The organism is Pseudomonas sp., assembly GCF_035497915.1.
Lineage (GTDB): Bacteria > Pseudomonadota > Gammaproteobacteria > Pseudomonadales > Pseudomonadaceae > Serpens.
The window spans coordinates 53,279-65,504 of sequence record NZ_DATJCS010000012.1; the positions used below are offsets into that span (position 1 = coordinate 53,279).

Consider the following 12,226-nt stretch of genomic DNA (forward strand, 5'->3'; position numbering starts at 1 on the left):
TCCAGAGCTCGCGGACAAGTCCGCTCCCACGGCCCCGTCACCCAACCTTTACCTTCCTTTTACCCCCTCCCTGTTTCCCCCTGACACCCGACTGCCTACCATGGCGGCCGTTCGGAACCATTCTCGTTCGCTGTCAGGAACCCCTCATGTCTGCCTTCTCCGTCCTGCGCTCCCGCCGTTTCTGGTGGCTGGCGCTGATCGTCCTGTTGCTTGCTGGCCTGGCCGTGTTCTGGGTGCTGCGCAACGACGCCCAGGCCAACGCCAACCTGCGCACCGCCACCGTCAGCCGGGGTGATATCGAGGACAGCATCACCGCCCTCGGTACCCTGCAGCCGCGCGACTACGTGGATGTCGGCACCCAGGTCTCCGGCCAGCTGCGCAAGCTGTACGTGGAACTGGGCGACCCGGTCGAGCAGGGCCAGTTGCTGGCCGAGATCGACCCGACGCTGTTCGAGGCCAAGGTCAACGCCACCCGCGCGCAGCTGACCAGCCAGCGTGCCCAGCTCAAGCAGCAGCAGGCGCAGAACCGCCTGGCCAACCTGCAGCACCAGCGGCAGAAGGCGCTGTTCGCCGCGCAGGCCACCAGCGAGGAGGCGCTGCAGAGCGCCGAGGCCCAGGCGCAGATCACCGCCGCGCAGATCGAGGCGCTGCAGGCGCAGATCGCCCAGACCGAGGCGAGCCTCAAGGAAGACCTGGCCAACCTGGAATACACCAAGATCTATGCGCCGATGAGCGGCACCGTGGTGTCGCAGTCGGCCAAGCAGGGCCAGACCCTGAACGCCAACCAGAGCGCGCCGGTGATCGTGCAGATCGCCGACCTGTCGAGCATGACCGTCAAGACCCAGGTCTCCGAGGCGGACATCGGCCGGCTCAGGGCCGGCATGCCGGTGTACTTCACCACCCTCGGCCAGGAGCGGCGCTGGGAGGCCACCCTCGGCCAGATCCTGCCGACCCCGGAAGTCATCAACAACGTGGTGCTCTACAACGCGCAGTTCGACGTGGACAACCCGGACGGCCGGCTGATGACCCAGATGAGCGCCCAGGTGTTCTTCGTCAACGCCCAGGCCCGCGATGTGCCGGTGCTGCCGCTTTCGGCGGTGCAGGGGCTGCGCCCGCAACGCAACCCGCAGGGCCCGCTGTTCCGCCTGCAGGTGCTGGAGAACGGCACGCCGGTGGAGCGCGAGGTGCATCTGGGCTTGCGTGACCGGGTACATGTCGAGGTTCGCGACGGCCTGCGTGAAGGCGAGCAGGTGGTGCTGCCGGCCGGCGCACCGGCGGTGGCGGCCAACGTCGGCGGCCCGGGTGGCCAGCGGCGCATGGGGCCGGGCGGCGGCCCGCGCTTCTGAGGACGTGGACATGAGCACACCCCTCATCCAGCTGCGCCACATCGACAAGATCTACAACCGCGGCGAACTCGCCGTGCAGGTGCTGCACGACGTGTCGCTGGACATCCAGCGCGGCGAGTTCGTCGCCATCATCGGCAGCTCCGGTTCCGGCAAGAGCACGCTGATCAACATCCTCGGCTGCCTGGACCGGCCGACCCGCGGCGACTACCGCTTCGCCGGTCGTAACGTCGGCGAGCTGGGCCGCGACCAGTTGGCCAGCCTGCGCCGCGAGGCGTTCGGCTTCGTGTTCCAGAGCTACCACCTGATCCCCAGCGCCAACGCGGTGGAGAACGTCGAGATCCCGGCCATCTACGCCGGCCGCCCGGCGGGTGAACGACACGAGCGCGCCGAGGCGCTGCTGACCCGCCTGGGCCTCGGCGAGCGCCTGGGTAACCGGCCGAGCCAGCTGTCCGGCGGCCAGCAGCAGCGGGTGTCGATCGCCCGCGCGCTGATGAACGACGCCGAGGTGATCCTCGCCGACGAACCCACCGGGGCGCTGGACAGCCAGAGCGGCCGGGAAGTGCTGGCGCTGCTTAAGGAGCTGAGCGCCCAGGGCAAGACGGTGATCATCATCACCCACGACCGTGACGTGGCCAGCCATGCCGACCGGCTGATCGAACTCAAGGACGGCCGGATCGTCGCCGACTCCGGCGCGCGGGCTGCGGCGGACGGCTCGGTCAAGGCCTTGGACATCGACGACCAGCCGGCGCGCATCGCCCTGGCCGACACCGGCGAGGCGGTGCGCATGGCCCTGCGCGCGCTGAAATCCAACCTGTTCCGCACCGTGCTCACCCTGCTCGGCATCGTCATCGGCGTCGCCTCGGTGGTGGCCATGCTGGCGGTGGGCAATGGCGCCCGCCAGCAGGTGGTGGAGCGCATCAGCGCCATGGGCACCAACCTGCTGACCGTGCGCCCCGGCGCGCCAAACATGCCGCGTTCGGCCAGCGGCGTGATCGCCACCCTGACCCCGGAGGATGCCCGCGCGGTGGCGCAACTGAACAATGTCGGCGACGCCCTCGGCGAGCTGCAGGGCTCGGCGACCCTGCGCGTCGGCAACATCGACTACCGCACCAGCATCACCGCCACCAACGCCGGCATGCCGCGCGTGCGCGAGTGGCCGCTGGCCATGGGCAGCTTCTTCAGTGCCGAGGACGAACGCGCCTACGCCTCGGTGGTGGTGCTGGGCCAGACCGTGGCCGGCAACCTGTTTCCGAATGAGGCCAACCCGGTGGGCCGCTACCTGATGATCGGCAACGTGCCGTTCCAGGTGATCGGCGTGATGAGCCCGAAGGGCGCCACGCCCTGGGGCCAGGATCAGGATGACGTGGCCCTGGTGCCGTTCTCCACCGGCAGCCTGCGGCTGTTCGGCCAGCGCTACGTGCAGAGCATCACCGCCTACATCACCGACGTTGCGCGCGTCGAGGAAACCGAGGGGCGGATCCGCCAGGCACTGCTGGCGCGCCACAACGGCGTGGAGGATTTCCAGATCCGCAATACCGCCTCGCTGCTGGAGGCGGTGACCGCCACCCAGGACACCCTCACCGTGCTGCTCGGCTCCATCGCGGCGATCTCGCTGCTGGTAGGTGGCATCGGGGTGATGAACATCATGCTGGTCAACGTCACCGAGCGCACCCGCGAGATCGGCATCCGCATGGCCACCGGCGCGCGCACCGGCAACATTCTCCAGCAGTTCATCACCGAGGCGCTGGTGGTGTCGGCCATCGGCGGCGTGCTGGGCGTGCTGCTGGGGTTGGGCAGCGCCGCGCTGATCGGCAGCCTGGGCACCGCCGTGCAGTTCACCCTGGCGCCGGTGCTGCTGGCCTTCGGCTGCGCCTTCGCCACCGGACTGATCTTCGGCCTGATGCCGGCGCGCAAGGCCGCGCACCTGGACCCGGTGCTGGCGCTGGCCTCGGACTGACGCCATGACTCGACTTCGTAGAGGTATCGCTGTGCACAAACCGCTGCTCACCCTGCTGGCCTCGGCCATCCTGCTCTCCGGCTGCAGCCTGGCGCCGACCTTCGACGAGCCCGAGCTGCGGCTGCCGGCCCACTGGGGCCAGCCGGTGGCGGGCGGTCAGGCGCTGATCAGCGAGTGGTGGAAGCTGTTCGGCAGCGACGAGCTGGATCGGCTCATGCTCCAGGCCCAGACCGGCAACCTGGACCTGGCCACCGCGATGAGCCGGGTGCGCCAGGCCGATATCCAGGCGCGCATCGCCGGTGCGTCCCTGCTGCCCAGCCTGAACGGCACCCTGGGCGGCACGCATTCGGACAGCGAGGGCGGGGCCGCCAGCACCCGCTACAGCGCCGGCCTGTCCGCCAGCTACGAGCTGGATGTGTGGGGCAGGAACCGTGACAGCCGCACCAGCAGCGAACTGAGCGCCCGGGCCACCGCCTACGAGCGCGACAGCGTGGCGCTGACCGTGAATGCCTCGGTGGCCACCAGCTACTTCAAGGTGCTGGAGCTGCGCGAGCGCCTGCGTCTGGCCGAGGAAAACCTGGCCAGCGCCGAGCGGGTGATGGCCGTGGTGGAGGCCCGGGTGCGGCTGGGCGCCGGTACCGAACTGGAACGGGTGCAGCAGCAGACGCTGGTCGAGCAGCGCCGCGCGGCGCTGCCAGGGTTGCGCCAGCAGGTGGCGACCGCCGAAACGGCGCTGGCGCTGCTGCTGGGCGAAGCCCCGCAGGGCATTGCCGAACGCATCGAAGCCCGCTCGCTGCACGATCTGCTGCTGCCGGACCCGATCGCCACCGGCCTGCCGTCGGAACTGCTGCTGCGCCGTCCCGACCTGCGCCGCGCCGAAACCCAGCTGCGCGCCGCCAACGCCAACATCGGCGCGGCCCGCGCCGCGCTGTTCCCCAGCCTGTCGTTGAGCGCCTCGGCCAGCCTGCAGGATGCCGCGTTGTCCGGGCTGAGCTCGGCGGGGCTGGTCACCAGCGTCGGCGCCTCGCTGTTGCAGCCGATCTTTCGTGGCGGTGCGTTGCGCGGCCAGGTGGACCTGAGCGAAGAGCGCTACGTGGAACTGGTCGCCAGCTACCGGCAAACCATCCTCACCGCCCTCAAGGATGTGGAGGACGCGCTGGTGACCGTGCGCGAAGGCCAGTTGCAGTACGCCAGCCAACGCCAGGTGCTGGCCAACGCCGAGCGCACCTTCCAGCTGGCGGAAACCCAGTACCGCGCCGGTGCGACCGATCTGCTGACCGTGCTCACCGCCCAGCAGACGCTGTCCTCCGCCCGCGACACCTTCCTGCAGAACACCTCGGCGCAACTGCTCAACCAGGTGGCCCTGTACAAGGCCCTGGGCGGCGGGTTCGGCGAGCAGGGGTAGGGCGGCGACCTCAAGCGGCGGCCAAAACGCTGGCGCGCCGACCACCCCACCTGATTCTTCGGCGGTCTGCACGATCCCGTACCAACGCGCCGTCAGGCGCGCCCGGCGGCCGGAAAAAGCGCCGGCTGCGGCGCCACCCCCTAATAGAGATCCCGCCGATACCGCCCATTCCTGGCCAGCTCATCGACCCGTTCCGCGCCGAGCAGCCCGCGCAGCAGGGCATCCACCTCGCGGCCCAGGCCCTCCAGGCTGCCGCAGATCAGCAGGCTGGCGCCGCTGTCGATCCACTGACGCAGTGTCCCGGCCTGGTCGCGCAGCTGGTGCTGCACGTAGCGGCGCTCGGCCTGGTCGCGGGAGAACACCCGGTCCAGCCGGGCCAGGTGACCGCTGGCCAGCCAGTCTTCCAGCTCCTCCGTCAGCAGGCTGTCATGGGCGGCGTTACGCTCGCCGTACAGCAGCCAGTGCCCGTGCTGGCCCAGCGCTTGCCGTTCGCGCAGGTGCGCGCGCAGCCCGGCCAGGCCGGTGCCGTTGCCGATCAGGATCAGCGGGCCGCAGATGTTCGGCAACTGGAAGGACGGGTTGGCACGCAGCCGCAGATCGATGCGCTCGCCGGGTTCGGCGTGCCGGCACAGCCAGCCGGAGCCCAGACCCGGGCTGCCATCCGGGGTGTGCGTCAGGCGCACCAGCAGCTCCACGCCACCGTCGGCGGGCAGTGAAGCGATGGAGTAGTCGCGGTGGTTCAGGCGCGGGAGCTGTTCCAGCAGTTGGTCAACGCGCATGCCGGCCAGGGAAGCGTCGGCTGCCGGCCAGCGGCGGCTGGCCAGCTCGCCGATAAGCGCGTCGTCCGGCTCGCTTAGCCGCAATGCGCGCAGCTTCTGGCGGACCGTCGCCGACGGCAGGCGTGGCGCGATCTCGGCGATGTCGCCGGCCTGCCAGTGCGCGGGACCGTCCAGCGGCTCCAGGCGGATGCGGTAGACCGCAGCGCCCTGGCTGCCGGGATTCAGGCAGCCGCGCTCGGCCAGCCGCCAGGGGCTGAATGCGGGCGCAGCCCATTCCTCGTAGTCCTGTTGGCCACTCAGCTGGGCCAGCTGCCACTGCCAGCGGCTCAGCGTGGCGGGTGCCAACCGGTCCACTTCCAGCCGGTCGAACAGCGGGGTGGCCTGACCCTGGCGCAGGCGCTCATCCACGGCGCGGGCGAAGCCGCAGAACTGCCGGTAAGCGCGGTCGCCCAGGCCGAGCAGGGCGTATTGCAGCTCGCGCAGGTCGGTCTGTTGGTCCAGCAGGCGCAGGAAGCGGGCGCCGTTGTCGGGTGCCTCGCCCTCGCCGTAGGTCGCCAGCACCAGCAGCAGGCGGCGCTGGCGCACGAGATCCCGGGGCGTCAGCGCATCCAGCGGCACGGCGGCCGCAGGCAGGCCGCCCCGCACGAGTTGCTCGGCGCTGCGTTCGGCAATCCGGCGCGCCTGGCCACCCTGGCTGGCGTAGGCGATCAGCAGGTGGTCATCGACGGGGAGGGCAGGCTTCGCACGCGCGCGCCGCCAGGCCAGGCCGCACAGGCCGAGCCAGGCCAGTGTCACCAGGGCGGCGGACAGTTCGCGCGACGGCTGCCAGGCCAACAGCAGCGCAGCCAGCAGCAGGCAGGCCGCGAATGGCCAGTAGGCGAGCCAGCGTGGCATGCGGGTACTCCTTTGGAACAGGTCGAATAGCGGAGTCTGCCTGTGGGACTGCGACCTGCCTGTGGGAGCGGACTTGTCCGCGAGCCGCTGGCTTCGGAGTGCACCTCATCGCGGACAAGTCCGCTCCCACGCAAATCCCGGCAGGACCAGGGGCGGCGAATCAGGGCGCCAGCACTTCCAGCGTGGCGCTGTAGGAGGCGCGGCGCTCGGTGACCGGCTTCTTCACGCCCTTGTCGGTGCGCAGCTCAGCTTCCAGCCAGTACATGCCCGGCGCCGGCCAGGTGACGGTCAGGCGGCCCTTGCCGTCGGTCTTCAGGGTCAGCTCGTTGGTGGCGTCACGGTAGCGGTTGCCGCCGGGGATCACGGTCACGTCCACGTCCGCCGCCGGCTTGCCGTCGAGCAGGAAATCGAAGGTGGCGGTCTCCCCGGCGAACAGGTCGTTCGGGTGGGTGACCGGCACCAGTTCCAGGCCGACCTTGGTGGGTTTGAGCACGCTGGTGGTGGTGTCGCCGGAGGTGACGAACACCTCCATGCGGTTGCTGCCCTGGGTCACGCGCAGCTCGTCGGCTTGGGTCGGGATGCTCTTGCTCAGGTCCTCGAGCTTGCCCATCCAGCGGTGGGCGACGCCGTTTTCCTTCCAGGAAGCCATCAGGCCCTGGTTGGCCACGGCCAGCTTGTAGGTGCCCTTCTGGGTCAGCTGTACATCGAAGGTGGTGCGGTAGCGGCCGACGGCGCCGTTCTGCGGCTCCACTGGACTGCCGTCCGGTGCGAGGATCACCAGCTTGTTGGCCGGGCGGCGCATCGGCGCCGGCGCGGCCGGCTTGTCACCTTGCGCGGCGGCCGGTGCGGCCTGCGGGCCACGGGCGGGCAGGGCCAGCGGCTTGCCGACACCCTCGAGCTGCAGGGGGAAATGCTCGAAGTAGAACAGGTCGTTGGAGACGGCGGCGTCCACGGTAACCCAGGGTTCTTCACCCGACAGCACGGTGGCCGACGGCAGCATCCAGGCACGGTGTGCCTGGGCGGACAGGGGCAGGGTGACGGCCAGGGCCAGGGCGGTCCATTTCAGCAGGCGATTCATGAGCGGCTTCCTTGATCAGGGTTTGACGGTGAGGGTGATGGCGCCCAGCTCGCTGGTGCCCTGGGCGGTGGCGGTCGCAGCCTGCGGCCAGGTGAAGGGCACCCGCAGCAGCTCGCGCCCGCCGACTTCACGGGCGGCTTCCACCACCAGGTTGTAGTTGCCGGCCGGCAGGGACTTCAGCGGCGCTTCGCTGCCCTTGTAGCTCAACTGGTGGGCGCCCACCGTGCGGGTGGCGGCCGAAACGCCATCGACCGGCATTTCCAGGCTACGGCCGCTGCGCCGCCACCACTGGCGCAGGTCCTTGAGCCACTTCTCGCCTTCCTTGTCCTTCATCTTCACGTCGTACCACACGGCCAGGTTGGCCACGTGGCTCTGGTCCGGTGTTTCCAGCCACAGGGCCACGTAGGGGCGGTGGTACTCGGCGACGTCCAGGCGCGGGATTTCCACGCTGATGTCCAGGTCGGCAGCCAGGGCCGCCGGACTGAACAGAACCACCAGAGGCAGCAGGTGCTTGCGCATATGGGTTTCCTTAATGAATGAACAGCAGAGCCAGCACGACGGGGATCACCACACCCAGCGCGGTCAGCGGCCAGGTGCTGGGGCGCCCCACGGCATGGCGATGCAGCAACAACAGACCGGTGACACAGAAGATCACGCAGGCCACGGCGAACAGATCGATGAACCAGCTCCAGGCCGTGCCGGTGTGGCGGCCCTTGTGCAGGTCATTGAAGTAGGCGATCCAGCCGCGATCGGTGACTTCGTACTCCAGTTCGCCGGAGGCCAGCTCCAGGCTCAGCCAGGCGTCGCCGCCGGGACGCGGCAGGCCGATGTACAGCTCGCCATCCGACCACTCGGCCTCACGCCCGGCCAGGCGAAGGTCGAGGCGGTCTTCCAGCCAGTCGGCCAGCTCGGCCGGCAAGCCCTCCTCGGGCGTCTCCGCCAGCAGGCGCTCCTGCAGGAGTTCGGGCAGTTGCTCGATGCGGCTGGAGACCTGCGCCTTGCCTTCGATCTGTCCGGCGTGGTTCAGGGTGATGCCAGTGACGGCGAACAGCAGCATGCCGGCCAGGCAGAGCGCCGAGCTGATCCAGTGCCATTGGCGGAGGGTGCCGAGCCAGAGACGCATGGGAGACTGGTTCCGGTAGGTGGGGTTACGGCACAAGGCCAGTAGGAATGGGGCGGGATTCTACGGGGCTTCAGGGTGCGGATGTTAGGGATTTACCAATAACATACATTCGCAACGAGACGGCCCCGTCATCCGCTGATGAGGGGCCGTGTTCAGGGGTCAGAAGCGATAGTTTGCCGACAGCCAGTAGCTGCGGCCTGCTTCGGCGACGTTGTAGTCGTTGCTGCAGGTCCAGGAGCCCGAACCGTCGGGTTCACACGAGCGGGTGCTGAGGTCCTTGTCGAACACGTTGTTCACACGGGCATTGAACGACAGGCTCTCGTCGAACTTGTAGCTGGCGCCCAGGTGATTGAGGACGTAGGACTTGTAGTACAACTCGACGGTCTCCGGTTGCGGGCCGGTGGTCGTTGCGGTACCGCGGAAGCGCTCATCACGCGCTTCGGTGATGAAGCTCAGGTTCAGCTTCGAGGTGGCATCCCAGCTCAGCGTGGCGTTGGCCATGTGCTCGGGGGTGTTCACCAGCGGCAAGCCCTTGTTGTTGCCGCTCTTCTGCTCGCTGTCGGTGTAGGTGTAGTTACCGCTCAGGGCCAGGCTGTTGATGATCTGCCAACGGCCCGCCAGCTCGATACCCTGGGTGGTCGCCTTGTCCACGTTGGTCTTCTGCGAGAAGGTGGTGTAGCCAAGTTCCGCCCAGCCCGGCCCGATGTCCACGCAACCGCTGTTCAGGTACTTGACCCCGCTGGTGTTGTAGCAGTTCGGCACGGCATCGGCAGTGGCGATCTTGTCCTTGAACTCGTTGAGGAACAGTGTGGCGTTGAAGCTGAAGTTGTCGAGATTGTCGAAGTAGGTGGCCACTTCGTAGTTCAGGCTGGTTTCCGGTTGAAGGTCGGGGGTGCCGACCATGGGGGAAACGCCCTGGCCACCGAAGCCGGTGATGCCGTCGAACAGGTCGTTGGGCTTCGGCGTTTTATAGCCGGTGCTGACGCCGCCCTTCAGCGTCCAGTTCTCGGTGGTGCGCCAGGTGACGTAGCCGCGCGGGCTGACTTGGCTGCCGAAGATGTTGTGCTCGTCGACGCGTGCGCCGAACGTCAGGGTCACGTCATCCAACACGTCCCAGCTGTCTTCGGCGAACAGGGCCCACTGTTCGTGATCCTGGGTCTTGCCGTTCTGGTAGCCCGCGCCATCCATGCCGAACACCCCATCTTCCATTTCCGCCAGGAAGTACTGGGCGCCTACGGTGTAGTGATGGTTGCCAATGCTGTTGGTCAGCTTGGTGTCGAAGATGGTGTTGTCGATTTCGAGGGTGCGCAATTCACGGGGCAGGAATGCCGCTTCGAGCTGGGCTTTCAAGGCAGGCGTCAGTGTCGGTTTGCCGCCGGCCGTGGTGATGCCTTGATCGGCCTTTGCCTGATTCCAGATGGCTTGCAGATCCGCGCGCTCCGCCACGGTCAGCGGCAGGGAGCGGCCCAGGTTTTCACTGTTGCTACGGGTCAGGCTGGTGTCGGTGGTGCCGAAGCTCCAGCGGCCGGTGTGCGCCAGGACGAACTGCTCACGCTGGACCCGCTGCCTTTCCGTGTAGCCGACCCGCGGCTGGATAACGCCTTGGTTGCTCGCACGCCACAGGCTCTGCGCCGAGTCCAGCGTGCCGACCTGGCCGCCGGTGTTGTCGTAGCGCTGCTTGGCTACGTCGTACTCGAGCTGGAAGTCGTGGTCCTGATGGGGAGTGAAGTTGAGGGTCAGACCCGCATTCCAGTTCTTGGCTGTCACGGACTTGCGATCACCGAAACCGCCTTCGTCGATGAAGTCGCTGCCGTCACTGTTCTTGAGGCCGCTGACCACGTAGCCCGGATCGCTTTGACCGCGTTCGAAGAAACTGCCGCGCACGCCCAGGCCGAGCAGGCCGTCCACCAGCGGGCCGCTGGCGAAGAACTCGGTCTTGTGGTTGTCGCCGTACTGCGAGTCTTCCTGGAATGTGTGGCCGTGACTGATGGAGCCCCCCCATTCCTTCCTGACCTTCTTGGTGATGATGTTGATCACGCCACCCATGGCGTCTGCGCCGTAGAGGGTGGACATCGGGCCGCGTACCACTTCGATGCGTTCGATGGCGTCAAGGGATGGCATGTACATGAACTGGCTATTGCCGAAGTTGTTCGGCCCGATATCGCCGATGTCGCTCTGCCGGCGACCGTCGATCAGCACCAGGGTGTACTCCTTGGGCAGGCCGCGCATGGTGATGCTGATGTTGCCGTTCTTGTCTTGGTCGGCGCCAACGTCGATACCTTCGATGTCGCGCAGGGCGTCCGCAAGGCCCGCGAAAGGCTTTTTCTGCAATTGCTCTTGGGAGACCACCGTTACGCTGGCCGGCGCATCGGCAATCTTCTGCTCATAACCGGCAGCACTCACAACGGTGTCGCCAAGAACCAGCGCGTCCTGGGCTACGGCGGCAACGCTGGCGCCCAGCAGGGCGGTGGCCAGCGCGGTACGGGCAAAGGGCAGGGGCATCGCGAAACTCTCCATGGTGTTGTGCGGGAATGGGTCGTTCGACCTTCTGGAGCGGCATGATAATGATTCGCGATTGTGTTGAGAAGTATTTTCAATTGCGTTCAGTGCAATTTGCGCTCAAGGCGCGGTTGGCGCTGGGCGAGGCGGGCTAGAGCGGATGAAAGACCGGGGCGGGCGCTTGGCGCGCGAGGGGTGATGCCTGGGCGAATGCGGTGGCGTACAGCCACCTGCGTCGGCCGGGATAAGCCCGGCCGGGTAGGTCCAGCCGCGGTTCCGCAGGATGGGGGCGGCTCCGGGCGTGGCGGTTTCGAGATCGTCGGCCGGGATCAGCCCGGCCTCGAGGCTCAGGGCATGAGCACTTCGATCGTGCCGTCGGCCTGGATGCTGATGCGCGTGGTGCCGGCTTCGACCTGCGGCGCCACGGCATCGCTGGCGGCCTCCATCATCATCTTGGCCGGGGCGCGGTACACCGGTTGCGGGAAGCCGCTGCTGTGCAGGTTGAGGTTGACCAGTCGGTAGCCGGTGCCGCCGAGCGCCTCGCTGGTCAGCTTGGCGCGCGCCCCGAAGGACTGCACGGCCTGGCGCAGCAGCTCATCCTCGTGGCGCTTGCGCAGTGCGTCGGAGACGCTGAAGCTCATGCCGCCCATGTTCAGGGTCTGCAGCAGTTCGCCGGTCAGCTGGGAAAGCGCGGGGAAATCGGCGCTTTCCAGGCGCAGTTCGGCGCGCTCGCGCCAGGCGCGGATCTTCTGTCCCTTTTCCTCGTAGACGGGGTAGCTGCCGCGACTGCCCTGGCTGACAGTCACGCCCTGGCTCTGGCGGGCCTTGCCGAGTGCGCTGTTGAGGGTTTCGGTGACCTTTTTGGCCAGCCGGGCCGGGTCACTGTCCTGTGCCTCGGTGTAGAGTGTCACCTGCATGCGATCGTGGCCGACTTCCTGGCTGACTTCGCTGCGCAGGGAAACCTGGTTGTAGCGGGGCTCCTCCGCCAGCGCGGGCAGGCTGGCACAGGTAAACAGGGCAAGCAGCGACAGGCGGGACAAGCTGGACATGATGACTCCTCAGGATGCGGCGCCGAAGGGCGCCGGGGCAGAGACGGTGCGCGGGACTTTCGCCCGAACGGTCGACACGCGCAAGGGTGGCACGGG

At 67.9% G+C, this 12,226-nt stretch carries 9 protein-coding genes; 3 read left to right on the top strand and 6 right to left on the bottom strand.

The window, feature by feature from the left end; genetic code table 11:
* The first annotated feature begins 146 nt into the window (after positions 1–146).
* Genes VL129_RS04005 through VL129_RS04015 form a run of 3 tightly spaced genes read left to right on the top strand, consistent with a single transcriptional unit; the run spans position 147 to position 4,708 of the window.
* On the top strand, positions 147–1,346 hold the full coding sequence (locus tag VL129_RS04005; protein WP_325410315.1) for an efflux RND transporter periplasmic adaptor subunit: 1,200 nt from the start codon (positions 147–149) through the stop codon (positions 1,344–1,346).
* A 10-nt stretch (positions 1,347–1,356) separates the two neighbouring features.
* On the top strand, positions 1,357–3,303 hold the full coding sequence (locus VL129_RS04010; RefSeq protein ID WP_325410317.1) for a MacB family efflux pump subunit: 1,947 nt from the start codon (positions 1,357–1,359) through the stop codon (positions 3,301–3,303).
* Between the two features lie 31 nt (positions 3,304–3,334).
* Positions 3,335–4,708 carry an efflux transporter outer membrane subunit gene (locus tag VL129_RS04015; protein WP_325410319.1) on the top strand — a complete coding sequence of 458 codons (1,374 nt, stop codon included), beginning with the start codon at positions 3,335–3,337 and terminating at the stop codon, positions 4,706–4,708.
* Positions 4,709–4,848: 140 nt separating this feature from the next.
* Here the strand turns inward: VL129_RS04015 and VL129_RS04020 are convergent, their stop codons facing one another.
* The 6 genes from VL129_RS04020 to VL129_RS04045 all read right to left on the bottom strand — a co-directional run bounded on the left by VL129_RS04020 (position 4,849) and on the right by VL129_RS04045 (position 12,130).
* Positions 4,849–6,381: a flavodoxin domain-containing protein gene (locus VL129_RS04020; RefSeq protein ID WP_325410321.1), complete on the bottom strand. Its 1,533-nt coding sequence runs from the start codon at positions 6,379–6,381 to the stop codon at positions 4,849–4,851.
* Positions 6,382–6,541: 160 nt separating this feature from the next.
* The gene (locus VL129_RS04025; protein ID WP_325410323.1) at positions 6,542–7,459 is read right to left on the bottom strand and encodes a DUF4198 domain-containing protein; all 918 of its coding nucleotides are present in this window, start codon (positions 7,457–7,459) and stop codon (positions 6,542–6,544) included.
* 15 nt (positions 7,460–7,474) lie between these two features.
* The gene (locus VL129_RS04030; RefSeq protein ID WP_325410325.1) at positions 7,475–7,978 is read right to left on the bottom strand and encodes a DUF2271 domain-containing protein; all 504 of its coding nucleotides are present in this window, start codon (positions 7,976–7,978) and stop codon (positions 7,475–7,477) included.
* Between the two features lie 10 nt (positions 7,979–7,988).
* Positions 7,989–8,618, bottom strand: coding sequence for a PepSY-associated TM helix domain-containing protein (locus tag VL129_RS04035; protein WP_325410327.1), 630 nt, complete (start codon positions 8,616–8,618; stop codon positions 7,989–7,991).
* Between the two features lie 123 nt (positions 8,619–8,741).
* Entirely contained in the window at positions 8,742–11,084 is a 2,343-nt protein-coding gene (locus VL129_RS04040) for a TonB-dependent receptor domain-containing protein (protein WP_325410329.1), read from the bottom strand.
* Between the two features lie 344 nt (positions 11,085–11,428).
* Positions 11,429–12,130, bottom strand: a complete 702-nt coding sequence (locus VL129_RS04045) for an SIMPL domain-containing protein (protein ID WP_325410331.1) — start codon at positions 12,128–12,130, stop codon at positions 11,429–11,431.
* Between the last annotated feature and the right edge of the window lie 96 nt (positions 12,131–12,226).